The following is a 26,289-nucleotide window of genomic DNA, read 5'->3' as shown; positions in this document are numbered from 1 at the left end:
ATGACTGACACGTCACACGGTCGGACCGCTCGCGCCGACCACGCGTAACCTCGTGCCGGAGCGTGATAGTTTTTCGCATGGGTGTAGAGCTTGCCCGGCGGTCGTCTCCTCGGCGCGACCGGTTTGCCGTCGCGACCGCTGGTTCCTCACCGACGCTCATCCCGAGTATCGACCGAATTTATTTATGGATATTTACATAGTTCCTATAAAATAGTCAACGTATCTCGATGATTCGATTCCGTTTGACTCATATCTGAATAGTCGTTTTGTCGCTGAAGATGGGCTCTTACAGGATGTCTGGGCCACACGTGAGTCTGCGAATAATCTCGTCTACCCCTACTGCGTAAACGTGTCAGATATCTCGGCCCAAAATATATTCAATCTGTGATTTCGTCGATGAGTCCTCGGCCGCCCCGCGGGCGTCAGTCGTCGCCGGCCACGGCCCCCCTCACACCGCTTCGAGCGAGTGAGCGCCGCCGGGCGGCCCGGTAGAACCACAGCGACGCGACGCCGCCGCCGACGACGTTCGAGGCGGCGAACGCGACCCAGATGCCGCCGGGACCGAGGGCGCTCGCCCCCAACAACGCGGCCGGAATTCGCACGACGCCGAGCGCGAGGATAACGATGAGCGACGCCGCTGTCGTCCGCCCCGCCCCGCGCAGTCCGCCGGTGAACACGCGCATCAACCCGACGAATCCGAACGAGGGGGCAATCGTTCGGAGGAAGGAGACGCCGGCGTCGACGACGGTCGCGTCGGCCGCGAACAGACCGACGAGCGGACGGGCGGCCACCCAGACGACGACGCCGCAGGCGCTCATGGCGCCGAACAGGAACGCCGCGGCGAAGCGGTTAGTCGCCGTCGCGCGGTCAGTCGCTCCCGCGCCGAGGTTCTGTCCCGTCATCGTCTCGACCGCGCTCGCGAACGCGACCGTCGGGAGGACGACGACCGAGAATACACGCGTCCCGACCCCGTAGCCCGCGACCACGCCGGTCGAAAACAGCCCGACGACGGCCAAGAGGAGATTGATTGAGACCGCTCGTCCGGTCTCTTCGAGGGCGGTCGGCAGGCCGAGTCGGAACAGCCGCCTCGCGGCCGCGGCGCTCGGGACGAACTGCCCCGGTCGGAGCCGAAGCCCGCGTCGTCCGTCGAGGAGGATACCGACGCCGACGACGGCCGCCAGCCCGCGACAGCACACCGTCGCTATCGCCGCCCCGCGGATGCCGAGTTCCGGCGCGCCCCACCAGCCGAAGATGAGAATCGGGTCGAGGACGACGTTGAGCGCGACCGACCCCGCCATGACGAGCATGGGCGTGACGGTGTCGCCGCGGCCCCGCATGAGCGAGATGAACGCGTAGAACGCGAACACGAACACCATCCCCAGCGAGACGATGCGCATGTAGGCGGTCGCCAGCGGGAGGACTGCGGGTGACGCGCCCATGAACGCGAGCACGTCGTCGACCGCGACGTAGGCGACAGCGCCGACGCCGACGGCCGCGATGGCCGTGTACGTGAGCGTCTGCGCCGCCGCCCGCTCCGCGTCGAGCGATTCGCCCGCGCCGGTGTGTTGGGCGACGAGAACGCTCCCGGCGATAGAGAGCCCCAGCCCCAGCGAGAGGAACAGGAACACCAGCGGAAACGCGAACGAGATGGCCGCCAGCGCCTCGGTACCGTAGCGCCCCAGCCAGAGCGTGTCCGCGACGTTGTACGCCGTCTGGAGCAGGTTCGTGACGACGATGGGGAGCGCGAGGTAGCAAAGCGGTCTCGCGATGCCTCCCTCGGTCAACTCGAGTTCGGACGGGCTGACGAACAGGCCGTCGAGGCGCGCTCGGAGCTTCGTCACGCGACCCATCAGTCGTATCGGTCGCGCCAGTAGCGCGCGAGTTCCGCGCAGGTCGTCACCCACGTGTCGCCGGTCGAGAGCATCCGCTGGAGCAGGGATTCGAGCGCGTCGACGCGGCTCGCTCGGCCCACAATCTGCGGGTGCATCGTCAAGACGAACAGCCGGCCGCGCTCGCGAATGCCGTCGAACTCGGCTTCCCACGTGTCGAAGACGGGATCGTGCGGCGAGATACCCGACTGAAACTCGAACGTCGGACCCATGTTGAACCCCCAGTAGACGAAGTCGTCCAACAGGTAGTCGTTGGGAATCTCCACGAGGTCGCGGTCCTCGCGGAGGTACGGCATGTCCGTGTCCTGCCACGAGGCGTCGTACAGCATCCCGGCGTCCTCGACGAGGTCGAGCGTCTGGTCGCGCATCCCGCCGACGGTCCGGTAGCCGACCGGTGGCTCGCCGGTGAGGTCTTCGAACACCTCGATGGTCCGTCGGAACTCGGTCGCCTCGCGCTCGGCGGACATCTCGCGGGGCGAGACGTGCGTGTAGCCGTGGTGGGCGATTTCGTGGCCGTGTTCGTGGAGGAGCTTCACCGCCTCGGGCCACTCCGCCGCGACCTTGCCGGGGACGAAGAACGTGCAGTTCACGTCGTACTTCTCGAACAGTTCGACGAGCCGCGGCACGCCGACTTCCGGCCCGTAGTCGCCGCGGTAGTCCAACCTGGCGAACTCCGGGTCGAGCGCGGCGGCCGCGCGCCACAGTTCGTTGGCGTCGAGGTCGAACGTGAACGTCGCCGCGGCGCGGTACTCGCCCCACGGGTCCGGCTTGTAGTTCGAATCGACGCGCGCGAACAGTTCGTCGCTCATCGGTCGCCTCTCGCGTCGCTCTCCGATCGCCGGTCTCCGTCCTCGCCTCCCGCCCGTGCCGCCGGTTCGAGGTCGAAAAGCGCGTTCGAGACGGTTCCGTGGGCCGTCACCGCCGGCGGCGCGTGGTCGTCGTCGTAGCCGTACTCCACGAGCCGATTCCGGTTCAGACAGAGCTTGTCGTACTCCGGTTTGAACAGGTCGAACAGCTCGAAGCGGTCTTCCAGTTCCGGGAACCGCTCGTGGTACCGCTCGATGCTCGCGCGGACCTGTCGCCACAGGCGCGTCTCGTCGTAGCCCTCGCGGCGCTCCAGCAGGTCGGCCACGTAGCGCAGGACGCAGACGAACAGCGTGCCGACGATGTGCTGACACATCCCGTCCGGCGACTTCCGGTGGACGATGTCGTCGTGTTCGTACAGGCCGTCGGGGAGTCTGTCGAGTTCCGGTAGTCGCGTCTCGCTGACCGCGATCTCGTCCACGTAGTCCTTCACCGCCAGCCGGGTCGGCCGGCCGTCCCGAAGGACGAGCATCGTGTTCGTCCCGTGGGGCATGAACACCATCCCGTAGCGGTAGAGGTAGTGCAACAGCGGCGGCAGCAGCACGTCGAAGCAGTCGGCTAGCCACTCGTCGATGGAACAGCCGGCCCGCTCGGCGAGCTTGGAGACGACGGGCGTGCCGTCGGCGTCCTCGTGCATGAGCGCCGAGAGCGTGAGCACCTGCTCGTCGTCGTCGACGAGGGCCTCGACGCTCTCGCGCCACACCGCCCCGAGCAGTTCGTGGTACTGGTACGGCGCGTCGTCCAGTTGCGAGAACTCGGGGTGGTCGTAGTTGAGACTCGCAATCTCGCCCGGCAGCACCAACTCGCAGTCGTCGCGGAGGAACGGGTCGTCGTCGCGAATCGACTGCACGTACTCCGTGACCCGGGGCGCGGCGCGCGCCTGCTCGCCGGGCAGTCCCCGATAGACGATGGTGTTCAGCACGCGAATCGGGACCTTGACGTGCGGCTTTTCTGGGTCCGTGAGGTTCGTGAGCGTCCGCACCGACTGCTGCGGGAGGTAACTGTCGGGACCGGTCCCCAGCGGGACGATGTCGCCGGCTGCGACGTCCTTGGCGAACAGCTGTGCGACGGTGTTTTTCCACTGCCACTCGTGGACCGGGAGGTAGTAGTAGTCGTCGGGGTCGTGACCGCCGGCCCGGAGCGTCGCGTCGAACTCCGCCGCGGCCTCGCCGAGTTGCTGGGCTATCAGCGACTCGTACCGCAGTCCCTCGACGCTCCGGAAGTCGGCGCGGTCGCGGCGCGCGGCGACCCAGACGAGGGACTGCGGCGTCTTGCGCTCGGGGGCGTACGCCCGGTAGTCGTCGTAGCCGAAGCCGATGCGGCCCTTGTTGATGGTGAACCACGGGTGGCCCTCCATCTCGCCTTCGACCGCGGCGTACGGCATGTCCAGCAGGCTCTCGTCCGTCTCGGCCTTGCGGGCGTCGATGTGGGCGTCGGCGACCAGCGTGTTGTTGTACTCCCGGACGAGGTGACTCGCCGTCTCGGGGGCCACGCCGAGCGACTCCCGCGCGTCGAGGAGGAACTGGACGGGGTCGGTCGCGGGCCGCCAGCCCTCCCCGTCTCCGGTTTCGGTCGGGTTCTCGTCGGCGTCTCCGCTCTCCGTCTCGCCGCCGGCGTCTCCGTCCCGCCGCTCGATGCTGTCGGGGTCGACCCGGTAACTGTCGAACGGCCGCGATTGGGCCGCGAACCGGTATGCCGCGCCGTCGTAGTCCAGCCGGTACCGGGTCCACTCGCCGTCGGTGCCGCGTGCTTCGGGGTCGAGCAACTCCTCGTACAGGAACTCCTCGAACAGCTTCGTGAGCAGGTCGCGGCTCACGTCCGCCCACCGGTCCGCGTCGAGCGCGGTCCGGAGCGTCTCCAGTCCGTCTATCTGTCCTGTGCGTCCCGTCCGTCCGTTCGTCCGCAGTTCCGGTCCGTTCATTCGTCTTCCTCCGCCGTCGATACCGCCGCAGTCGCGCCGCCGGTCGTTTCGAGGAACCGCTCGACGGCGAAGTCCTGAAACACGGTGTCCTCGTCTTCGGGGTAGACCGTCCGGTCGCAGAGTCGGTTCACGATGTGCGCGTTGCGATAACAGCCGAGGCCGAGGTCGGGCGCGCCGACGCCGTGGGTGTGGCGTTCCGCGTTCTGGACGAAGATGCGCCCCGTCACGTCGTCGTCGAGGCGCAGTCGGTAGTCGTCGGTGACGCGGTAGCGACCCTCGTCGTCCCACTCGATGCGCGATTCGAGCGACGAGAGGAAACTCGGCGTCGGCCGGTGGTAGCCAGTCCCGAGGACGACGACCTCGCTCTCGTGGGCGAACGGCGTCTCGGACTGCCACTGCTCGCAGTCGAGGCGGTAGCGCGGTCCGTCGGAACCGGACACCCGCTCGATGCCCTCCACCGAGGTCATGGCGAACAGCCCCACGTCGGGGTCGCGGTCGCCGATGGAGCGACGGTAGAGCGCGTCGTATATCTCGGCGCTGGTGTTCACGTCGATGCCCTTGTACAGCAGGTCCTGTTCGGGGTACACCTCGTCGCGGGTCTCCTGCGGGAGGTCGTTGAAGTACGACGTGTACTCCGGCGTGAAGTGCTGGAGTCCGAGCTTCGAGTACTCCATCGGGAAGAACCCCTCCGAGCGCGTGAGCCAGTCGAGTCGGTAGTCCGCGTCGGCCTGCGCCTCCAAGAGGTCCAAGAACACCTCCGCGGCGCTCTGGCCCGACCCGACGACGGTTATCGAGTCGGCGTCGAGACACCGCTCTTTTCGGCTCCGGTACGCCGCGGTGTGGAACACGTCGCGCTCGGGCTGTCCCCCCAGATTCTCGGGGACGTGCGGCCGGCTTCCGACACCGAACACCACGTCCTCGGCCCGGTAGCGGTGCTCCTCACCGCTTTCGGGGTGGCGGGCGGTCACCTCGAAGTAGCCGTCTTCGACCCACTCGACGTCCGTCACGCGGCGTTCGAACCGGCAGGCGTCGAGTCGCCGGCTGACCCAGCGCAGGTAGTCGTCGTACTCCCGCCGGGGAATCTGGAACGTCTCGTAGAAGTAGAACTCGTAGATGCGGCCCGTCTCCCGCAGGTAGTTGAGGTAGCTGTGGGGGTTCGTCGGGTCGGCCAGCGTCACGAGGTCCGCGAGGAACGGCACTTCGAGGGTCGTCCCCTCGATGAGCATCCCCTCGTGCCACGCGAACTCGGCGTCCTGTTCGAGGAATACCGCGTCCACGTCGTCGGGCGCGCCGTCGAGCATGGCGGCCAGCCCGAGGTTGAACGGCCCGAGGCCGACGCCGACCACGTCGTGGACGGGTGTCTCGCTCATCGCCCCACCTCCGACTCCGCGTCGGCCGCGGTGTCGGCGTCGGAACCGCCGTTCACGTCCACGTCCACGTCCGCGGGTTCCCCAACCGCGTCGAAGAACCGCTCGCGCTCGCAGTGCATCAACAGCGCCTCCTTGTCGGGGAGGTCGATGCGCCCCTGCGGCTCGTAGCCGCACCGCTCGAAGACGCGGATGGCGATTTCGTTGCGAACGTCCGGTTCGCTGACGACGCGACCCGCGTCGGTCGCGCGGAACTGAAACGCGGTAATCGCCCGCAGGAGGGGAACTGCGTAGCCGTGTCCGAGGTACTCCGGCGGCCCGATGAGCAGGTGGACGCCGCGGTCTTCGGGCTCCGCGTCGTAGCGCTCGCCGACCGCGTCGTCGGCCGCGCGGTACGTCTCCCAGTAGCTCATCGGCGTGTGGTCCAACAGGCCGACGTAGGGCGTGAGGTGGTCGTCGCCGAGCTTCGAATCGAGCTTCGCCCGAAACGCCGCCTCCGGCAGGTCGAGTTGCCAGTACGGCTTGACGTGGTCGGAGCCGAACCACGCGCGAAGCCGGTCGAAATCGAGGGTCGGGTCGACCTCGGCGAACGCGACGGTCCGGTCGATGCGCTCGTTTCGAGCCCGATACGCGTACTCGCGCCCTCCGTTCGTTCGCGTCGCCGCGGCCGCAGCACCCGCGTTCGACCCGGTCATGGCGTCGGCACCTCCAGTTCCGTGACCAGCGGGTTGTCGATGTCGGCGTACACCGACTGATTCGCCAGCGAGCCCTCCAGTTCGTCCATGTCGTGGAACCGCGTGAGCAGGTTCGCCTTGCAGGGAATCGTCTCCCTGGTGAGGAGGTCGTCGAGCAGCGACGACGACGGCCGGTCGTACCGGCGGAGCGATTCGAGTTCCTCGCGGAGGACCTCCAAGAGGCGCCGTTCGTCGACCAGTCCGGCCGTGCCGAAGGCGTTGACGAGGCCGAGGGCGTTGTTGATGATGACGTAGTAGCGGATGCGCTCGTCGGCGACGGCGTCCGGGCAGACGGTGTCGGCGCGCTCGCCGATGCCGGGCAGGAGCGCGTCCACCTCCTCGTACATAGATTCGGGGAGATAGTAGCCCTGATTGTCGCGGTAGCGGAACGTCTCGGGATAGCCGCCGTCGAGCGTCAGGACGCTGTTCTGCTGGTGGGCTTCGACGCCCAGTCCGCGTTCGAGATAGAGCCACAACACCGGCCGAACCGACAGTTCGAGGTACTGGCGGAACCAGTCTTCAGCCACCGCACCGGTCGGTCTGCCCTCGTGCTCGGCGATTCCCTCGACGAGCGTCGCCAGCCGCGACGACCCGTCGCCGAGGTGGTCCTGACAGAGGCCGACCACGGGCGTCGCGTTCGCCGCCGCGTTGCCGCGGAAGGGGTTCTCGCGGAGGACGGTCTCGAAGCCGGACTCGCCGTCGCCGAGGTCGACCGTCAGGTACGCCGGGTCGCGGACGACGTCGAACGCCGGGAACCGCTCTTCGAGGTCGTCGCCGAGTTCGGTGTCCAGCAGTTCGGTGACGGCGACGCCGCGCTCCAGTTCGGGGAGTTTGTTCGTCCGCTCGGAGTTGGTGATTTTGACGTTCAGCGAGCCTTTGACCATGAACGGCGCGTCCGGCGAGTACAGCGTCCGAACCGAGGAGGTCGGATAGAACTCCCTGCCGACTTGGCCGACGTATTCGAGGCCGTCGCCGAGGTGCGCCTGCACTTCGGGTTGCGCGCGGAGGTAGTCGGCCTGCCACGGGTGGACGGGAACCAGCACCTCGTCGGCGTCGACGCGTTCGGCGACGAACGACTCGGGGACCGACTCGTCCGCTCGGAGCGCCGACGCGACCCACTCGGCCGCCGAGTCGTCGCGCGCGGAGTCCTGCGAGACGAGCGAGGGGTCGGCGCTGAAGTACGCCAGCGGGAACGACCCGCGGAGTTCGGGCGCGTAGGTCCGCGACTCGTGGTCGGGGATGCCCTGTCTGCTCTTCGGCGTCGGGTGTAGCGGGTGGCCGAAGACGAGCGACTGCTCGGCGTCGCGGAAGGTGGTGTCGAAGCCGTAGAGTCGCTCCTCGTCGCCTTCGCGGGCCTCGACGAACTGTTCGATATTCTGACAGCTCTTGACGACTCGCAGGAGGAGTTCGTCGGCCGCGCCGGTGTCGTCGCGGTCGAGTCTGAGTTCGGTCGTGACGAGCGTCACGAGCATCGTGTACTCGAGCGGGAGCGTTTCGCCCCGCGGAAGCCGGTAGACGCCGGGGAGGTCGAACAGGTGGCGGTCCGTCGGCGACCGGTACGAAAGCGGGACGTAGAGGTCGACGCCCTGGTGGAACAGCGGCGCGTGGACGACTTCGTCGGCGTCCGTCTCGACCGGTGCGTCCCCGGCGGGGACGACGGTGTAGTCCCCCGTCTCCCGGAGGTAGCAGTTCAGGAAGCTGTGCATCGTCGCTGACTCGGCCGTGTCGTTCGGATTCATGCGTGTCGGTCGTCGGTCGTCGTTTCGAGTGCGGTGCCGCGGGTCGAAACCTCGCGCAGGAGTTCTCGGAGGTCCTCGCGCGTCGTTCGGGGGTTCAGGAGCGTCAGCTTCAGGCACGTCTCGCCGTCGACGGTGGTCCGAGCCACCACGGCCTCGCCGTCGTCGAGGAGGGAGTCGCGGATAGCTTCGTTCACCTCGTCGGCGCCGCGTCTGTCGGGGTCACCGTTCCGTCCGTCGCCGGGGACGTACCGGAAGACGACGACGTTCAGCTCGGAGTCGTGGACGAGGCGGAGGTCGGGGTCGGCCTCGACGAGCCTCGCGGCGTCGTCGGCGAGGTCGATGGTGTACTCGACCATCGACGCCAGTCCCTCGCGGCCGAGCGCCTGCATCGTGACGAAGGGTTTGAGCGCGTCGAACCGCCGGGTCGTCTGGACGGACTTCGAGACGAGATTCGGCACGCCCGCTTCGTCGTCGCGCTCCGGGTTCAGGTAGGCCGCGTTGCGGTCGATGAGGTCGTACGCCGACTCGTCGCGCACGAGGACCGCGCCGCAGCTAATCGGCTGGTAGAACAGCTTGTGGAAGTCGACCGCGACGGAGTCGGCGGCCTCGACGCCCGCGAGTTTGTCGGCGTGGTCGTCGCTCAGCGCGAGCGCGCCGCCCCACGCGGCGTCGACGTGGTACCAGCAGTCGAGTTCGGCCGCGCGGTCGGCCAGCGGCCCCAGCGGGTCGATGCTGCCGAAGTCCGTCGTCCCGGCGGTCGCGACGATTGCGAACGGGCGCTTTCCGCGCTCGCGGAGGTCCGCGACCGCGTCGTCGAACGCCTCCATCGACAGGCGGCGGTCGTCGTCGGTCGGGACGGTGACGACGGCGTTCTCGCCGAGGCCGAGGTGCGAGGCGGCCTGCGTGGCGGTGAAGTGGGCGTCGGCCGAACAGAGGATTCGCAGGTCCCGCGCCTCCGGCGGCAGCCCCTCGCGCTGGACATCGACGCCGAACTCCTCCAGTACGACCCTGTTGCGCGCGAGGAGCAGGCCGACGAAGTTCGACTGCGTGCCACCGCTTGTGAACACGCCGTCGCCGTTTTCGTAGCCGAACAGCTCGCACAGCTCGTCGACGAACCGCCGTTCGAGCTGCGTCGCGGCGGGGCTCTGGTCCCACGAGTCCATCGACTGGTTCGTCGCGGTCAGGAGCACCTCGGCCGCGAGCGCCGGAATCGTCGGCGGACACTGGAGGTGCGCGACGCAGGCCGGGTCTGAGACGCCGACGGAGTTTCGCAGAACCGGCTCGGTACGGTCGAGCGCCGCGGCCACGCCGTCGCCCTCGTGGGGCAACATCTCGAACCGGGCGAGCGCGTCGTCGAGCTCCTCGGGCGTCGCCCCCGAGTACGGCGTCGCCTCGTCGGCGAACTCGTCGAGGACGAGGTCGCACGCCCGGCCAATCGCGTCTCGGTAGCGCGCTCGGTCGTCGTCGCCGCCGCTCAGGAACCACTTCGCGGCGTCCGGCCGCGGGTCGCGCCGCTCGCCGACGCCGTCGACGCCGCCGACGTCGTTCATGCGGCGACCTCCCGGCGGCCGTCGGCGTCGACCGCCTCGATTGCGGCCTCGACGGCGTCCGCGAAGATGCTCCCGATGGCGTCCACGTCGTTCGGGGTGACGACGAGCGGCGGGAGGAACCGGACGACGCTCCCGTGGCGGCCGCCGAGTTCGACGATGAGTCCGCGGTCGAAACACGCCGCGCGGACGGCGTCGGCGAGGTCCGGATGCGCCGGGAAGCGCCCGCAGGCGTCGGGCGCTCCCGCGGGGTCGACGAGTTCCACGCCGAGCATCAGTCCGCGACCGCGCACGTCGCCGACGGCGTCGTGGGCGCGCTTCGTCGCGTCGAGGTGGCCGCGGAGTCGGTCGCCCATGCGCGCGGCGTGGTCGTCGAGGTCGTGTTCGAGCACGTGTTCGATGGTGGCGATGCCGGCGGCCATCGCGAGTTGGTTCCCCCGGAAGGTCCCGGCGTGCGCGCCCGGTTCCCAGACGTCGAGCGACTCGTCGTAGACGACGACCGAAAGCGGGAGCGACCCGCCGATCGCCTTCGAGAGCGTGACCGCGTCGGGGACGATGTCGGCGTGCTCGAAGGCGTACAGCTCGCCGGTCCGGCCGAGGCCGGTCTGAATCTCGTCCACGACGAGCGGGATGTCGCGCTCGCGGGTCATCCGCCGCATCTCTCGGGTCCAGTCGTCGGGCGCGGGAATCGCGCCGCCCTCGCCCTGCACGAGTTCGACCACCATCCCGGCGGGGTCAGTGATGCCGCTTTCGGGGTCGTCGAGGGTGCGTTCGACGTACCGGGCGGCGAGTTCGTGACACTCCTCGCCGCCGACGCCGAACGGACACCGATACTCGTACGGATACGGCAGGTGGTGTACGTCGGGCATCAGTCCCGGCACGTCCTCCTTCGGGTCCGTGTCGCCCATCAGGCTCAGCGCGCCGTTGGTCATGCCGTGGTAGCCGCCCTGAAACCCGAGGACGCTCCGGTTGCCCGTCGCGGTCTTGACGAGTTTGAGCGCGGCCTCGACGGCGTCGGTCCCGGCGGGGCTACAGAACTGCACCCGCGCGTTGTCGGCGAACTCGTCGGGGAGGCTGTCGAACAGCGTGTCGACGAACCGCTCCTTGACGGGCGTCGTGATGTCGAGGGTGTGGAGCGGGCGGTCCTCCGCGAGGACGCGCTCCATCGACTCGACCACCCTCGGGTGGTTGTGCCCGAGGGCGAGCGTGCCGGCCCCCGCGAGGCAGTCGTAGTACTCCTCGCCGTCCATGTCGGTGACGGTGACGCCCGAGGCCTCCCGTATCGCGTGCGGGAGGTGCCGGGGGTAGGTCCGCGCGCTCGACTCGCGGGCGGCCTGCTGTTCGAGTAACGCCTCGTTGCCGGCCGTCGGGTCGGTCATCGCCCTTTCCTCCGTCGGTTCGTCGTCGGTCTGTCGCTGTCGAGCATACAGCTTTAGGCTAACCTAAAAATACAAAAAGTTTACTGCAGGCATATTGAATTTGAATAATATCGGGACAGCGCGGCCGCTACTCGATCGCCGCGGAGCGTCCGCGACGACCCGCCGCCCGCCGCGTTCGACGGTTTTCTCTGTCCGCACGCCGGCCGCGCCGGGTCGAGTCGGCCGCTCGCGTCGCCGCCGCGTTAGCTCACCGCACCCCGTCGAACGCCGTCACCAGCGGGTTGTCGACCTCGACGAAAAGCGGCGCGTCGTCGAGCGAGTCGTCCAGTTCGTCGATGTCGTGGAACCGCGTCAGGAGGTTCGACTGGCGGGTCAGCGTCGGCTCGGCGAGCAACCGGTCGAGGAGCGACGACCCCGGCGCGTCGACCCCGCGGAGCGATTCGAGTTCCTCGCGGAGCGCCGCGAGCAGTCGCCGCTCCTCGACCAGCCCGCTCCGCCCGAGCGCGCTGACGACGCCGAGCGCGTTGTTGAGAACCGTCCAGTATATCATGCGCTGGTCCGCGATGTCGTCGCCGCAGACGGTGTCCGTGCGCTCGCCGACGCCGGGGAGGAAGTCGTCGAGTCGGTCGTACCGCGACTCGGGGAAGTAGTAGCCCTGATTGTCGCGGTAGCGGAACGCGGTCGGATAGCCGTCTTCCAACAGGACGACGCTGTTCTGCTGGTGGGCCTCGACGCCGAAGCCGTACCGGAGGTAGAGCCACAGCACCGGCCGGAGCCCGACCGAGAGGTACCGCCGAAACCACGACTCGGCGACCGCGCCAGATGGGCGGCCCTCGCGTTCCGCGAGCGTCCCGACGATGGTCCCGAGCCGGGAGCGATGCTCGCCGATGGGATTCTGACAGAGCGCGACCACGGGCGTCGCGTTCGTCGCCGCGTCGCCGCGGAAGGGGTTCTCGCGGAGGACGGTCTCGAAGCCGGACTCGCCGTCGCCGAGGTCGACGGTGACGTAGGCCGGGTCGTCGACGAGACCGAACTCGGGGAACTCGGCGTCGATAACGTCGCGGAGGCCGGCGTCGAGCAGCTCGCTGACGGCGACGCCGCGGACCAGTTCGTGCCGCTTGTTGACCCGCGCGGAGTTGGTGATTTTGACGTTCAGCGAGCCTTTGACCATGAACGGCGCGTCCGGCGAGTACAGCGTCCGAACCGAGGTGGTCGGGTAGAACTCTCTGCCGACCTCGCCGAGCGACTCGATGCCGTCGCCGAGGCGCGCTCGAACCGCCGGCTGTGCGAGGAGGTAGTCGGCCTGCCACGGGTGGACCGGGACGAGTCCGTCGTCGGTGTCGCCGTCGAGGTGTTCGGCGGCGAACGACTCGGGCACCGCCTCGTCCGCTCGGAGCGCGTCGGCTATCCACGCCGGGGCGCTCCGGTCGAGCGTCGAGTCGTGGTCGAGGAGGTCGGACGCGACCCGGAAGTAGTGGAGCCGGAACGACCCGCGTAGCTCCGGCGCGAACCGCGGTTCGTCGTGCGGCGCGATGCCCTGCCTGCTCTTGGGCGTCGGGTGTCGGTGGTGGCCGAAGACGAGCGACTGCTCGGCGTCGCGGAACGTCGTCTCGAAGCCGTAGAGTCGCGCTTCGTCGCCGCGGCGGGCCTCGACCGCCCGGGCGGTGTTCCGACAGCTCTCGACGACCCGGAGGAGCAGTTCGTCCACCGCACCCGGCGCGTCGCGGGCGAGCGACAGCTCTTCGAGGAGCAATCGCGCAAGCCGGAGGTAGTCGAGGTCGATGACCCGGCCGTCCGGGAGGACGGAGACGCCGGGCCCGCCGAACAGGTGTCGGCCCCCGTCGGAATAGTACGAAAGCGGCACGAAAACCTCGATTTTCTGCTCCGGAAGCGGGAGTCGAACTCCACGTTTACAGTCGGCCTCGAGCGGCGCTTCGGCCGCGTCGACGACCTCGTGACCGCCGATTTCGTGGAGGTAGCAGTTGAGGAAACTGTGCAATGTCGCTGACGCGGCGCGGTCGTCCGGGGCCGCGTCGGCCGCCGGTGTCCGCCCGATATCTCGGCTGGTCGCCATGTGTTTTAGGCTGGCCTAAAAACATATAAGAATTCTGGCGGAACGCGCCGCTCGACGGCGGAGCGAAACGGGAAAAGCGGGGCCGCGAAGCGGGACCGACTACAGGTCGCCGTTGACGATGTCGCTGACGCGCTGGGCGTCGAACAGGCGCTCGTCGGCGTCGTACAGCGTCTGCGCGAGGCGGTCCGTGACGACGAGGTTCGTGATGGGGCCCTGGTAGAGTCCGCCGGCGCGGTAGACGTCGTCGTTCTTGACGGCGGTGAGCTCGCTCGCGACCTCGTGGTTCTCCATGAACGAGATGACCGTGTTCTGGAACTCCTCGCGGTCCTTGGCCTCCTGTCCGCGCAGGAGGATTACCTCGGGGTCGACGTCCAAGAGCGTCTCGAAGTCGACCGCGCCGCGGTTGCTGAAGAAGTCCTTCACGTCGGTCGCCGCGAGCGCGTCGTTGACTTTCAGGTCGTTGAGGTGCTTGAAGCTCGTTCCCTCGTCGATGATGTAGGGGTAGAACTCCTCGGGTTCGTCGCCGCCGCCCCAGACGACGGCGGCCGAGGGCCGCTCCCCCTGCCCGGGGACGACCGACGCGAGGTTCGCCTGGAACTCGTCGTGGACCTGTTCGAACGCCTCGAAGCGGTCCTCGCGCTGGAACACCTGCGAGAGCTTCTCGAACGCCTCGTAGAGGTCGTAGTAACGGTAGTCATCGTGCCACGCGTAGCCGCGCGAGAAGATGCTGTTGCCGAAGAACGGACCGACCTGCGTGCTGATCTCCTCGACGTCGGCGTCGCTCCACTGACCGCGGTTCTTGAGGAAGTTCGGGTCGGCGATGTGCACGTCCGCGTCCATGTCGTAGAACTGCTCTTTGCCGACGCCGCTGTCGCCCCAGAGCTGTCGAATCGACGATTTGTCCACGCTCACGCCCGGAATCTCGTCGTAGTACTGCGTGTGGTACCGGCCGGTGAGCCAGACCCCCATCGGCGCGTCGAGGCCGAGCGCGACGCCCATGTCGGCCCAACTGCCGTTGTTCGCGACCCACGTCTCCGGGACCGAGTCGAACGTGACCTCCCCCATCGGCTCTATCGATACCGAGTAGGACTCGGATGTCTCGGTCGTCGTCTCAGTCTCGGCCTCGGTTGTCGATTCGGTCGTCGCCGCCGTGGTCGTCTCGGTTTCGGATTCGGTCGTCTCCGACCCGCCGCCACCGGTACAGCCGGCGAGCAGACCACCCGCAACGACCGCCCCGCCGTACTGCAGATACTCGCGCCGCGTCGATTCTCGACCGCTGTGTCCGTCGTTTGCCATGTGTTTTAGGCTTCCCTAAATGGTTAAAACGTCTTCGAAATTTAGGCGAGCCTAACTACCGCCGTGTGGGGCGGCTCAGTCTGTCGCGTCGACGGGCGCTCTGACGGCGAGGACCGAGAGATCCGAGTACGGCGTCGAGTCGGGACCGCTCCCGCCGGCCGACTCGCGGAGGTCGCCGAGCGTGGTTCGGGTGATTCGCTCGTCGTCGTGGGTCAGCCGTTCGAGCACGAGCGCGTCCAGCGATTCGTCCGCGCCCGAATCGACGAGGAACTCCGCGATGTCGCCCGGCATCCAGTCGAACGGCCGCGGCAGGACGAGCAGGTGGCGCTCGCCGACCGCCCCGGCCAGTCGGTCGAGGTCGGCGTCGAGCGACCCGCTCTTGTGGAGCGTGACGAACCGCGTGTCCTCCATCGGCGTCCGGGCGCGACTCGCGGCTATCTGGAGCGACGAGATACCCGGAATCACCCGCACCGGTCGCTCGACGGCCCGCTGGACTTTCCCGAGGAACTGGTAGCCCGAGTGGTTCGGGTCGCCCATGAGGACCGCCGTCCCGCGCTCGCCGGCCGCGACGCGCCTCCCGAACTCGGACAGCGCCTCTGCTTCGTCGGCGTAGCCGCAGGTGAGCAGGTCGGCGTCGGTCTCGTCGGCAACGAAGTCGACGACCGTCTCGAAACCGACGACCACGTCTGCCTCCCGAATCGCTCGCCGCCCGCGAGGCGTCAGATACTCCGGGTTGCCGGGGCCGACGCCGACCGCGTAGACCGGCGCGTCGGCGACCGCGGAGCCCTCGGCGTCCTCGCCGCTCCCGTCGATTCCGTCGATGCTCGGTTCGGGCGCGGCCGCGGCGAACGTCGCCGGGTCCACCCCGGAATCGAGGTCGTACGGGTCGTCCTCACGCATGGTCCTCGAGGTCGACGTCGCCGTTGCGAACGTCGCTCGCGACGTGAATCAGCTCGTTCGTGAGCGCGGCCGCGAGGCCGCTTCCGCCGCGTTTCCCGACGTTCGTCACCGCGGGCACGTCGTACTCGTCGGCGATTTCGCGGACGCGTTTTCGGCTCTCTTCGGCCTTCACGAACCCGACGGGCGTCGCGACGACGGCCGCCGGTCGGGTCCCGTTTTCGATGCAGTCGCACAGCGCCAACGCGGCGGTCGGCGCGTTGCCGACGACCGCGATTGCGCCGTCGTAGACGCCCTCCTTGTCGAGTTCGAGCACCGCGGCCGCGGTCCGGGTCATGCCCGTCTCGGCGGCGAGTTCGGCTCCGTTTCCGATTGCCTTCCGCACCGGGCAGTCGTGACCGCGGCCGGTGATACCGGCTTTCGCCATCGTGATGTCGGTCACGATGGGTCGCTCGTCGAGGACGGCTCTCGCGCCCGCGACGACCGGGTCGTTCTGGCACCGGATGAGGTGCTGGAACTCGATGTCGCCGGTCGAGTGGACCGCCTTCTGTCGCAGTCGGTCGGTCAGCGTCTCGTCGGGGACGAACGTCCGGACGATGTCCATGCTCGTCTCCGCGATGTCCATCGCTTCTTGCGTCGTCGCGCCGAGGTCGGCGTAGGCGTCTCGTTCAGTCATCGGATTGGGTCTGCGTCATGGCGTTCGTCGTGTTCGCTTCGAGGTCGCCCTCCACGGAGAGGTTGATGTCCTGCAACCGCTCTCTCACGTCGTCGTCGGCGTCCCACAGGTCGCGGTCGATGGCTTCGAGGAACGTCGCGGTGATGCTTTCGAGCGCCCACGGGTTCACGTCGCGCAGCCACTCCTGTCGGTCCTCGTCGAAGGCGTAGGCGTCGGCGAGGCTCTCCCAGAGCGTGTCGCTGACGACGCCCGTGGTCGCGTCCCAGCCGAGCGCGACGTCGACCGTGGTCGAGAGGTCGCCCGCGCCCTTGTAGCCGTGTTCCTCCATGCTGTCGAGCCAGTCGGGGTTGAGGACGCGCGCCCGCATCGCCTTGCGGACCTTCTCCTCGTTCGTGTAGACGCTGACGTTGTCGGGGTCGCTGGAGTCGCCGACGTACGAGGCCGGGTCGCTCCCGGAAATCTCGCCGACGGCGGAGACGAACCCGCCGTGGAAGGCGTACCAGTCGGAGGAGTCGAACTCGTCCTGTTCGGCGGTGTCCTCGATTTTCACCGTGGCTTCGACCCCGCTCAAGCGGCGCTCGAAGGCGTCGTGGGCCTCGGTCACGCTGCCGCGACTCCCGAGGGCGTAGCCGCCCCACTGGACGAACACGTCCGCGAGGTCGCTCCGGTCGTCCCACTCGCCCTCGTCGACGGCCTTGTTCGTCCCCGCGCCGTAGCCGCCGGGCGTCGTCGTGAACACGCGGTGTTTGGCCAGTGTCTCGGCCTCGTCGGCGTCGACGCCCTCCGATTCGAACTCGGCGGCGTCCTCCTCGACGTGCTTTTTCACGTAGTTCATCTCGTGGGGCTCGTCGAGTTCGACCACCGCGTCGACGGCGTCGTTGACGACGCTCGCGGCCTGCGGGAACGCGTCGCGGAACAGCCCCGAGACGCGGGTGGTCACGTCGATTCGCGGGCGGTCGAGTTCGTCCAGCGGAATCGGCTCCACGTCGTCGACGCGGCCCGCGTCGGTCCACACCGGTTCGACGCCCATGAACGCGAGCACCTGCGCGATGGTCTCGCCCCGGGTCCGGACCGTCGGCGTCCCCCACGCGACGACCCCGAACTCCTCGGGGTACTCACCGTGGTCGTCGTAGTGGCGGTCCAGAACGCCCTCGGCGACGCGCTCGCCGACGCTCCACGCCGGCTTGGCCGGGACTTTCCGCGGGTCGAGCGTGTAGAAGTTCCGCCCGGTCGGAAGCAGGTCCACCCCGCCGCGGGTCGGCGCGCCGGAGCCGCCGGGGCGGACGTACTCGCCGTCGAGGGCGTCCGCAGTCTGCGGAATCTCGTCTTCAGCGGCCGCGATTCGCGGGGCCGCCTCGTCGCAGACGAACGCCAGCACCTCGCGGAGGTCGTCGTGCGCGCCGCGTTTCGCCCGCGCGTCGCCGAGTTGGTCGATATCGACGACGAGCAGGTTCATGTTCACCTCGTCGTCGGGGTCGGCGTCGGCCTCCGACTCGGGCACGTCGAAGTCGCGTTCGGCAAGGGCCGACACCAGTTCGACGCACTGGTCGTAGACGCGGTCTGCGGCCTCCGAGAGGTACATCCCGAGGTCGTCGTCGTACGTCCCCGGCTCGTCTCGCATCCGGTCGTAGTCGACGCCCATGACGCCCGCGACGCTCTCGCGGAGGCTCGGCGTGTCGGCGTTCGGGAGGCGGGTGAGCGCGACGAGGTACTCCACGAGTCGGTCGCGCTCGGGCGGTTCGCCCATCGTGTGGAGACCCATCCGAATCTGCGTCGTCTTCACGTCGGTCAGGTACTCGTGGACGCGCTCGACCAGTTCGTCGAAGTCCACCTGCTCGGAACTGACTTCGGCATCCGCGTCGCCGATTGCGTCACCGACCGCGTCGGCGTCTTCGAACCCGAGTTCGACCGCGAGGTCGAGGTCGTCGACCGCGTCGAGGAGGAGTTCGCGGAGTTGGTCGCCGCGCTCCGGTCGGGCTTCATCCATGCCGGCCTCGCGGTACTCGCGGGCGAGTTCTTCGAGGCCCGCGAGGTCGTCGTAGGTCCCCGCGGTGCGCATGACCGGCGTGAGGTAGTCCACGATGGCCGCGTAGGACCGGCGCTTGGCCTGCGTCCCCTCCCCGGGGTTGTTGATGATGTACGGGTAGACGTTCGGGAGGGCCGAGACCAGTTGGTCCGGTGCGCTCTCGCCGTTCAGGCCGACGGTCTTGCCGGGGAGCCATTCGAGGCTGCCGTGGGTGCCGAGGTGGACCACGGCGTCGGCCTCGAACGCCTCGCGGAGCCACGCGTAGAACGCCACGTAGTCGTGCGGGGGCTGGAGGTCCGAGTCGTGGTACACTTTCGAGGGGTCCATCCCGAAGCCGCGCGGGGGCTGGACGGTCACGAGGACGTTCTCGAACTCGACGCCCGGAATCGCAAAGGGTCGCTCGGGCGGGTCGCCCCACTCGTCGACGACGTTGTCTCGGAATCGCTCGTCGGCGTCGGCGAACCAGTCGGCGTACTGGTCGGGTGAGACCACGTCGACGCTCAGGTCACGCACGTCCTCGGGCGCGACCCAGCGGTCGTCGAGAGTCAACTGCGAGGTGAGGTCGTCGATGAGCGCCTGCCCGTCCGCGGGGAGGTCGCCGACGGCGTAGCCCCGACCCCGGAGTTCGGACAGGAGGTTGACCGTGCTCGCGGGACTGTCCATCCCGAAGGCCGTCCCGATGCCGTCGTCGCTCGGCGGGTAGTTGTGGAGGACGACCGCGACGCGCTTCTCGTCGTTCGGCAGGTGGCGGAGCCGCGCCCAGTTGACCGCGAGTCGGGCGACGTGGTCGACCCGGTCCTCGATGGGGAAGTGCTGTTTCGGCGCGCTCCCGACGCCCGCCTCGTCTTCCATCCGCTCTTTCCCGCTTATCGGGTGGGTGATGACGTTGCCGTCGAACTCGGGGAGCGCGACCGACAGCGCGAGTTCGAAGCCCATCACGCCCGTGTCGCTCGACTCGTACCGGCTTCGGGAGCGCATGGTCGTGACGGCCTGTAAGACGGGAACGCCGAGTTCGGTGAGGAACACGTCCTCGGCGTCCGCGCCCTCGTCGTCGGCGTCGCGGCCGCGCTCGCTCATCGACAGCGAGAACATGAAGGAGCTGACGACCGCGTCCACGACGGGGCCGTCGTCGTCCGAAAACCAGTTTCGCGCGACCCACTCGGCGTTCTCCTGTCCCTCCTCGTCGGTCGCGGGGTTGCAGAACGCGGGCAGGACGTTCGCGCCGAGCGACTCGAGTCGCTCCACGAGCGCGTCCACGTACCGGGTGTTCGCGTGCGTCCAGTGGGACTCGTAGAACCAGACGCCGATGGTCGGCTTGTCGGGATCGTGAGTGTCGAGCAGTTCGTCGTACTCGACGCCGGGGTAGTCCGGGTGGTAGACGCCCTCTGTCGGGAGTTCGACCGGGTCGTCGACTTCGGTCTCGACGCCGGCGTACTCGGCGGCGAGGAACCGACAGAGGTTCTCGACGTTCACCGCGCCGCCGCGGTCGAGGTAGTCGCAGACGCGCCGGCGGTCCGCGTCGGCGACGGTCGTGTCCCGCCGCGCGAAGGCGTCGCCGGTGGCCTTGACGACGAGCGGCACGCCGGCCGCTTCGAGCCGTTCGACCGCGTGGTCGTAGCCGGGCATGCTGTCTTCGGCCCCGTGGAGCCAGAAGACGGCCGCCGTCGCCGACTCCAACTCGTCGACGAAGGCGTCCGCGTCGGTCACGTCGTCCAAATCGCTCGCGGAGCGGACGACGAGGTCGATTCCGTCGAGTCGGCGCGCGGCCCGCTGGACCGCGCCCAACTCGTTTTCCGTCGCTGTGTACAGTCCGATTGTCGGTGTCATTGATAAAGTGTTATTGTCTTACTGCAAGTACGATTTCGCATTCGATGACGACTCAGACGCTGCCGTTCTCGGCTATCGTCGGGCAAGACGAACTGAAACGAGCGTTGCTGGCCGTCGGAGCCAACGACGACCTCGACGGACTCCTCGTTCGCGGCGAGAAGGGAACCGCGAAGTCGACCGCGGTCCGCGCGCTTTCCGACCTCCTGTCCGAACAGGAAGTCGTCGCTGGCTGTCCGTACGGCTGTCCGCCGGACCCGGACGACCCGGCCCGCCAGTGCGACTCGTGTCGCGCCCGCGACGACCCCGCGGTCGAGCGCCGGTCGGTCCCGCTCGTGACGCTCCCGCTCGGCGCGACCCGCGACCGGGTCGCGGGCACGCTCTCGGTCGCCGACGCGCTCGACGGCGAGGCGTCGTTCGACCCCGGGCTCTTGGCCCGCGCGAACCGCGGCATCCTCTACGTGGACGAGGTGAACCTCCTCGACGACCACCTCGTCGACCTGCTTTTGGACGCGGCCGCGAGCGGCGTCAACCGCGTCGAGCGCGACGGCGTGAGCGTCGAACACCCCGCCGAGTTCACCCTCGTCGGGACGATGAACCCCGAGGAGGGCGACCTCCGCCCCCAGCTCCGGGACCGCTTCGCCCTCCAGGCGACCGTCGTCGGCAGCCGCGACATCGACGACCGCGTGGAGATTATCGACCGGGCGCTGGCGGACGGCGACGACCCGGAGACGGTCGCCGACGCCCACCGCGAGGGGACGGCGGCGCTCGAAACCGCGCTCCGCGAGGCGACGGACCGCCTCGACTCGGTCGCGCTCCCGGCCGAGTTCAAGCGCGACATCGCCGAACTCTGCGTCGACGCCGGCGTCGAGGGCCACCGCGCCGACATCGCCATCGCCCGCGCGGCCCGCACCCTCGCGGCGCTCGACGGCCGGACGAAAGTCCTCGAAAGCGACGTGCGCGAGGCGGCCGCGCTCGCGCTCCCCCACCGACTGCAGAGCCGTCCGTTCGACGACGACCCGAACGTCGACGACGTGCTCGACGACCACTTCGACGGGGAAGACGACCGGGACGACGGTGACGGCGAGGAGGATGGTAGCGGTGACGGGAGCGAAGGTGCCGGTGGCGACGGCGATAGTGACGGGGGAGACGACGGCGATGGTGGCGATAGAGACGACGACGGTGGAGGCGACGGCCGCAACGACGACGGTGGCGAGGAAGCCGGTTCCGACGCCGCGGGAGATTCTTCTGATTCCGATGCCGGGGACGACGATGACGGGGACGATGCCGGCTGCGACGACCGAGGTGGAGCGGTCGGCGGGGCCGACGAGAGCGGACCCGAAGACGGCGATTCGGCAGACGGAAGTTCCGGAGACGGCGATACCGACGACTCCGGAGATGACGGCCCCGAAGACGACGACCCCGACGAAGCAACGCCGCTTCTCCCCGGGCAGAGCCGGGCCGCCATCGGCGACTCCGAGCGCCCGCCGGTCGAAGAGGCGACCCTCGACGCGGAGACGCCCGGTGACGGGAGCCGCGCCGCAGTTCGGGAGTCGCGGCAGGGCCGAGGCTCGCGGGTGCGGACCGAACCGGCGACCGAGACCGACGACATCGACGTTCCCGCCTCGGTCCGGGCCGCGGCCTCGGCCGGGCGCTCCCGCGTCACCCGGTCGGACCTCAGAACCGCGGTCGCCCGCGGGTCGGCCGAGACGCTCGTCGTGTTCGTCGTGGACGCGAGCGCGTCGATGCGCGCCGCCATGCGGCGGGTGAAAGGCACCGTGCTGTCGCTCCTCGAAGACGCCTACGAACAGCGCGACGAGGTCGCGTTCGTCGCCGTCGCCGGCGACGACGCCGAGGTGTTGCTCCCGCCGACCGACAGCGTGACGCTGGCGGCGCGGCACCTGAAGGAGCTCCCGACGGGCGACAGGACGCCGCTTCCGTCCGGGCTGGACGCCGCGCGCCGGGTCATCGACCGCTCGGACGCCGACGCCGCGCTCGTCGTCGTCGTCACCGACGGCCGGGCCAACGTCGCGGACGGCAGTCCCACCGGACAGACCCGGTCGGCGGCGCGGCACCTCGCCACCGCCGACGCCTCGGTCGTCGTCGTCGACGCCGGCGACGACGGTATCGGCGTGACCGACATCCTCGTCTCCGAGACGGGCGCGCGGCGCATTCCCCTGTCCGACCTGTCGGCCGAGCGGGTCGCCGAGGCCGCGCGCTCGGCGGACGGTCAGTAGCCGGGACTCGGTCGTCTCTTTTGGCATGGTGTGCTCCTATCGAATCGGTCGCGTGCGGAGTCGGTACGCCCCGCGAGTGACGCCCTCGTCGTGGTACTCGACCGGCTCCTCGACTACCGCGAGGACGCCCCCGCCCGCGGCGACGGCGGTCGGAATACCGGGGAGTCCCTCCGTTTCGACGTGCCCCGCGTCGGGGGCGAAAACGTGGACGCCGTGGCGCTCGGCCTCTCGCTCCCGGAAGTGCTGGGCGGACGGCACGAACGCCCGCGAGCCGGTGGCGACGGCCGCCCGTGCGAACCCGCCGGTGTCGCGGGTCCACAGGCGCTCGCCCTCGTCGACCGAGACGCCGACCGCGGTGTGTTCGTCGGGGTGTCGCGCGTCCGGGTCGCGGGTCGACCCGGCGAACGTGTTCCCCGTGACGAAGACGGCGGTTCCGTCGGCGACGCAGACGTGGTTCGGGTAGGCGTAGACGGTCTCGTCGCCGACGCGGCGCTCGGTCGCGAGGTCGAGTCGCCACCGCGTCTCCCCGTCGAAATCGATGAGGTAGCCGCGTTTGTCGCCGTGGCTGGCGACGGCGACGGCGTCGCCCGCGAAGGCCACGTCGCCGACGCGTCGGTCCCCGTCGGTGTCGGGGTCCCACGACGCGACCCGCGCCCCGGAGTGTGCGTCGAGCAGAACGAGACCGTCCTGTTCGGGGTTCGGACAGCGGTTGTACGCGACGGCGACGCGGTCCCCCTCGGCGGCGACCGCGATGGGCGACGCGTGGACGTGTCTGCGCCACGCGAGCCGTCCGTCTCGGTCGAACCCGAGGACGACGCTCCGCCAGGCCCTGTCCTCGCCGTCCCGCTCGTAGCGCCGGGCGGCGACGACGACTCTGTCGCCCGTCACCGCGAGGTCCACGACGTACGGTCGGAAGAACAGCGAGTCCTTCGTCGCCGTGCCCACGTCGTCGGCCGTCGCGTACGTCCAGCGGGCGACGCCCGTTTCGGCGTCGAGGACGCGAACCAGCCCGTCGCCGCCGCGCTCGCCGACGACGAGGGCGTCGTCTGTCGCGGCCATCGACACGACGGAGTGCTCACCGCGCGCCCGCCAGCGCTCGCCGGCGTCGGGCGCGGCGTCGGAGGCACTGGTCGCGTCGGTAGCAGTCTCCAGCGCGACGACGCGGCCGTCCGCGGTCCCGACGAAGACGGCGTCGGCGGTCGCTTCGACCGCGGAGCGCGCCCAGTTGTGGCGACTGCTCGCGGGCTCGACTTCCCCGAGGTCGCGGCGGGCCGTGAGTGGGGACGGTGCCATCGGGACTCAGTCCTCGACGGGGAAGGCGTCGTGGAGCGTGTGGTGCGCCTCTCCGAGGTCGTCGAGGAACGCATCGGCTCCCTCGCGGATGCGGCGAAGCGACCGCTCGGCGTCGCGGACGGCGACGAGCCGTCCCCGAAGGTAGCCCGATTGCGGGTCGTCCTCGTCGATTCGCGTCGCCTCCTCTTCGAGGTCGACGAGCGCGGCGTCGAGATGCCGCTGGGCCTCGTCGAGGGTGGTCGCGTTCGCGAGCGCCTGAATCGGGCCGGGGTCGTCGAGGTAGTCTTCGAGTTCGGCTTCGGCGTGTCGCTTCGCGTGTTCGTCGGTCGTTCCGGTGATGTTCAACAGCGCGAGTCGGAGCGCTTCGAGTTCTGCGCAGGCCATGGTTAGAGTGATTGGTGGACGAGGTTCGAGACGATGCGGTCCCGTTCGAGGTGGGACGAGACGATGCGGTCGGTGTCGTCGGGCGTCACGCCGCCGTACCAGACGCTGTCGGGGTAGACGGCGACGATCGGGCCGTCGCCGCACTGGCCGAGACACGAACTCCGCGAGACGTGCACGTCGCAGTCATCGGCGTCGCGCACGCCCTGTCTGAGCTCTTCGAGGACGGTCGCCGCGCCGCTGGCGGCGCAGGTCTGGTTCGTGCAGACCGCGACGTGTTTCTCGGGGGCGTCGTGGACGTGCGGGTCGTCGTCCACGTCGGTTCGGTCGGCGTGTTCGGCCTGATGGACGAGCGAGCGGAGCATCGCGCGCGCGCCGCCCTCGTCGTCCTCGTAGCCGGCGAGTTCGACCTTGTACTTGCAGGTGTCGCAGGACATCTCGACGCTCCCGGAGCGGGCCTCTCGATACCGGTCGGCGAGCGTCTCGACCACCCGGTCGTCCGCGCCGAGCGGTCCCGACGCGCCGGCGTCGACGTAGGGGTACTCCTCGTCGAACGTCTCGGCCGTGTCCACGATTCGCCCCGTCAGCACGCCGTCGCCGAGCATGTACGGGAGGACGACGACCGCGTCCGGGCGGTCCTTGGCGACGGTGTGAAGCGTCTCCTCCAACCGGGGCGTGGTGACGCCGATGAACGCCGATTCGACGCGGGTGAACCCGCGGCCCTCGTACAGCAGGCGCGCCAGTTTGTGCACGTCGCCGTTCGAGTCGGGGTCGCTCGACCCGCGGGCGCAGAGCACGACCGCCACGTCGTCGTCCTCGCGGTCGACGCCGAGGTCGGACTCGACCGCCCGCGCCCGCTCGTCCAGCAGGTCCACGAGCGAGGGGTGGATGCCGAGGTGCGACCCGAACCGGAACTCGGTGTCGTCGTGGGTCGCGCGGGCCCGCTGGACCGCCAGCGGCACGTCGTTTTTCACGTGGCTCGCGGCGAAAAGCGAGAGGGGGACGACGGTCATCGTCCGGCAGGTCGGTGCCAGCGACTCGATTGCGTCGTCTATCGACGGCTCGGCGAGTTCGATGTACGCCGCGTCGACCGGAACCGACAGCCGCGACTCCAACTTCGCCGCGAGCGTCCGCACCTGCTCGTTGGACGCCTCGCGGCGCGAGCCGTGGCCGACGAGGAGCACCGCGTCGTCGTCGAGCGCCGGGTCGGGCCGTTCGAGGCTCATGCGTTCTCGGCCTCTTCGAGACTGCGGACGAGCTTTCGCCGCCGCGTCGGCGCGAACAGGCTCGTCCCGTCGCTGCCCTCGTAGACCCACTCGCCGAAGCCGGCGGCCGCGTCGTCGTCGATACCGAACCAGTGGCCGCCCGACGAGGTCTCCTGAATCGGGCCGGTCGGCGCGTCAGCGGGGCAGGCGTCGAGCAGTCGGTCCGCGGTTTCGAGGAGCGCCCGGTCGTCGTGGACGAACGAGATGCCGACCGTCCCCGCCGAGGACTTGAAACAGACCGTCCCGCAGGATTCGAGGAGCCCCCGAAGGAGCTGTTTTCGCCGGTCTTCGAACGCGTCGAAGCGGTAGCCGCCGGCGTCGTCGCCGACGGGGAGGCCGAACGCGGCGCTCGCGCTTCTGACCACGTCGCCTTCGACCATGACGTGGTACTCGTCTTTGACGCGGGTGACGGCGGTGTTGTGCGCGTATTCTCGTTCCGTCTCCCGGCGGTCGATGTCGCCGCCGCCGGCGATGGCCGCGAGGCGGTTCGCGCAGGTCTCGTCGTTCGTCAGCGCCGTGAACTGCCCCGGCTCGACGCGGCCGCCGCCGGCGACGTGGCCCCACAGGTAGGCCGTCTCGGGCGCGCTCTCCAGGAGGTCGTCCGCGGGGTCGACGCCGACGTCGCTCACGCGTCCACCTCCCGGACCGAAATCGCGCCGGGCGGACAGGCTCGGGCCGCGAGCGCCGCGTCTTCGTCCGCCTCGGCGTCTCCTTCGAGGAGAGCGACGACGCGTTCGTCGGTGCGCTTGACGCGCACGACGCCCGCCGCGTCGGGGTCGATCGTGGCGAGGCCGTCGTCGTCCTCGACGAACCGCCCGTCGCGGGCGAGACAGGCGAAGATGCCGTCGCAGGCGTCTCGGTCGATTGCGATTTCGAACAT

19 protein-coding genes are annotated in these 26,289 nt (G+C 69.2%); 1 reads left to right on the top strand and 18 read right to left on the bottom strand.

Going from position 1 to position 26,289, the window contains the following annotated elements:
- Positions 1-422: 422 nt before the first annotated feature.
- From C454_RS02150 to cobN, 13 genes are all read right to left on the bottom strand, one after another.
- Positions 423-1,850 carry an MATE family efflux transporter gene (locus tag C454_RS02150; protein ID WP_004972170.1) on the bottom strand — a complete coding sequence of 476 codons (1,428 nt, stop codon included), beginning with the start codon at positions 1,848-1,850 and terminating at the stop codon, positions 423-425.
- Positions 1,850-2,698: a polysaccharide deacetylase family protein gene (locus tag C454_RS02145; protein WP_004972168.1), complete on the bottom strand. Its 849-nt coding sequence runs from the start codon at positions 2,696-2,698 to the stop codon at positions 1,850-1,852. Before C454_RS02145 ends, C454_RS02150 begins: the two co-directional genes overlap by 1 nt.
- On the bottom strand, positions 2,695-4,674 hold the full coding sequence (locus C454_RS02140) for an IucA/IucC family protein (protein ID WP_004972167.1): 1,980 nt from the start codon (positions 4,672-4,674) through the stop codon (positions 2,695-2,697). Before C454_RS02140 ends, C454_RS02145 begins: the two co-directional genes overlap by 4 nt.
- Entirely contained in the window at positions 4,671-6,044 is a 1,374-nt protein-coding gene (locus C454_RS02135) for a lysine N(6)-hydroxylase/L-ornithine N(5)-oxygenase family protein (RefSeq protein WP_004972165.1), read from the bottom strand. The genes C454_RS02140 and C454_RS02135 overlap by 4 nt, the downstream gene beginning before the upstream one ends.
- Positions 6,041-6,736 (bottom strand): GNAT family N-acetyltransferase, encoded by a 696-nt coding sequence (locus C454_RS02130; RefSeq protein WP_004972163.1) that lies wholly within the window; start codon positions 6,734-6,736, stop codon positions 6,041-6,043. Before C454_RS02130 ends, C454_RS02135 begins: the two co-directional genes overlap by 4 nt.
- Positions 6,733-8,514, bottom strand: coding sequence for an IucA/IucC family protein (locus tag C454_RS02125; protein ID WP_004972161.1), 1,782 nt, complete (start codon positions 8,512-8,514; stop codon positions 6,733-6,735). The genes C454_RS02130 and C454_RS02125 overlap by 4 nt, the downstream gene beginning before the upstream one ends.
- Positions 8,511-10,064, bottom strand: coding sequence for a pyridoxal phosphate-dependent decarboxylase family protein (locus C454_RS02120; RefSeq protein WP_004972159.1), 1,554 nt, complete (start codon positions 10,062-10,064; stop codon positions 8,511-8,513). The genes C454_RS02125 and C454_RS02120 overlap by 4 nt, the downstream gene beginning before the upstream one ends.
- Positions 10,061-11,491: a diaminobutyrate--2-oxoglutarate transaminase gene (locus tag C454_RS02115; protein ID WP_275039247.1), complete on the bottom strand. Its 1,431-nt coding sequence runs from the start codon at positions 11,489-11,491 to the stop codon at positions 10,061-10,063. Before C454_RS02115 ends, C454_RS02120 begins: the two co-directional genes overlap by 4 nt.
- 196 nt (positions 11,492-11,687) lie before the next feature.
- Positions 11,688-13,514: an IucA/IucC family protein gene (locus C454_RS02110; protein WP_049904913.1), complete on the bottom strand. Its 1,827-nt coding sequence runs from the start codon at positions 13,512-13,514 to the stop codon at positions 11,688-11,690.
- 99 nt (positions 13,515-13,613) lie between these two features.
- Positions 13,614-14,810 (bottom strand): ABC transporter substrate-binding protein, encoded by a 1,197-nt coding sequence (locus C454_RS02105; protein WP_004972152.1) that lies wholly within the window; start codon positions 14,808-14,810, stop codon positions 13,614-13,616.
- Positions 14,811-14,885: 75 nt separating this feature from the next.
- A complete protein-coding gene (locus C454_RS02100; protein ID WP_004972151.1) occupies positions 14,886-15,710 on the bottom strand; it encodes a cobalt-precorrin-7 (C(5))-methyltransferase in 825 nt (274 codons plus the stop codon).
- On the bottom strand, positions 15,703-16,383 hold the full coding sequence (locus C454_RS02095; protein WP_004972149.1) for a precorrin-8X methylmutase: 681 nt from the start codon (positions 16,381-16,383) through the stop codon (positions 15,703-15,705). The genes C454_RS02100 and C454_RS02095 overlap by 8 nt, the downstream gene beginning before the upstream one ends.
- Complete coding sequence (cobN, locus tag C454_RS02090) at positions 16,376-20,236, bottom strand: cobaltochelatase subunit CobN (RefSeq protein WP_004972148.1); 3,861 nt, start codon at positions 20,234-20,236, stop codon at positions 16,376-16,378. The genes C454_RS02095 and cobN overlap by 8 nt, the downstream gene beginning before the upstream one ends.
- A 44-nt stretch (positions 20,237-20,280) precedes the next feature.
- Here cobN and C454_RS02085 point away from each other — a divergent pair, with 44 nt between their 5' ends.
- Positions 20,281-22,470 (top strand): VWA domain-containing protein, encoded by a 2,190-nt coding sequence (locus C454_RS02085; protein WP_004972145.1) that lies wholly within the window; start codon positions 20,281-20,283, stop codon positions 22,468-22,470.
- A gap of 36 nt (positions 22,471-22,506) precedes the next feature.
- Here the strand turns inward: C454_RS02085 and C454_RS02080 are convergent, their stop codons facing one another.
- From C454_RS02080 to C454_RS02060, 5 genes are read right to left on the bottom strand one after another with little or no spacing between them, the layout of a single operon-like run.
- Positions 22,507-23,763: an outer membrane protein assembly factor BamB family protein gene (locus tag C454_RS02080; RefSeq protein WP_004972143.1), complete on the bottom strand. Its 1,257-nt coding sequence runs from the start codon at positions 23,761-23,763 to the stop codon at positions 22,507-22,509.
- Positions 23,764-23,769: 6 nt separating this feature from the next.
- A complete protein-coding gene (locus tag C454_RS02075) occupies positions 23,770-24,147 on the bottom strand; it encodes a DUF3209 family protein (RefSeq protein WP_004972141.1) in 378 nt (125 codons plus the stop codon).
- 2 nt (positions 24,148-24,149) lie between these two features.
- Positions 24,150-25,370 carry a CbiX/SirB N-terminal domain-containing protein gene (locus C454_RS02070; protein WP_004972139.1) on the bottom strand — a complete coding sequence of 407 codons (1,221 nt, stop codon included), beginning with the start codon at positions 25,368-25,370 and terminating at the stop codon, positions 24,150-24,152.
- A complete protein-coding gene (locus C454_RS02065) occupies positions 25,367-26,038 on the bottom strand; it encodes a hypothetical protein (protein WP_004972136.1) in 672 nt (223 codons plus the stop codon). Before C454_RS02065 ends, C454_RS02070 begins: the two co-directional genes overlap by 4 nt.
- Positions 26,035-26,289 (bottom strand): ferredoxin, encoded by a 255-nt coding sequence (locus tag C454_RS02060; protein WP_004972134.1) that lies wholly within the window; start codon positions 26,287-26,289, stop codon positions 26,035-26,037. Before C454_RS02060 ends, C454_RS02065 begins: the two co-directional genes overlap by 4 nt.

The sequence above is a fragment of the Haloferax gibbonsii ATCC 33959 genome (assembly GCF_000336775.1).
In the GTDB taxonomy this organism is placed as follows: Archaea; Halobacteriota; Halobacteria; order Halobacteriales; family Haloferacaceae; genus Haloferax; species Haloferax gibbonsii.
The sequence above is the reverse complement of the archived record's forward strand: the minus strand, read 5'-3'. Positions and strand labels throughout refer to the sequence as shown.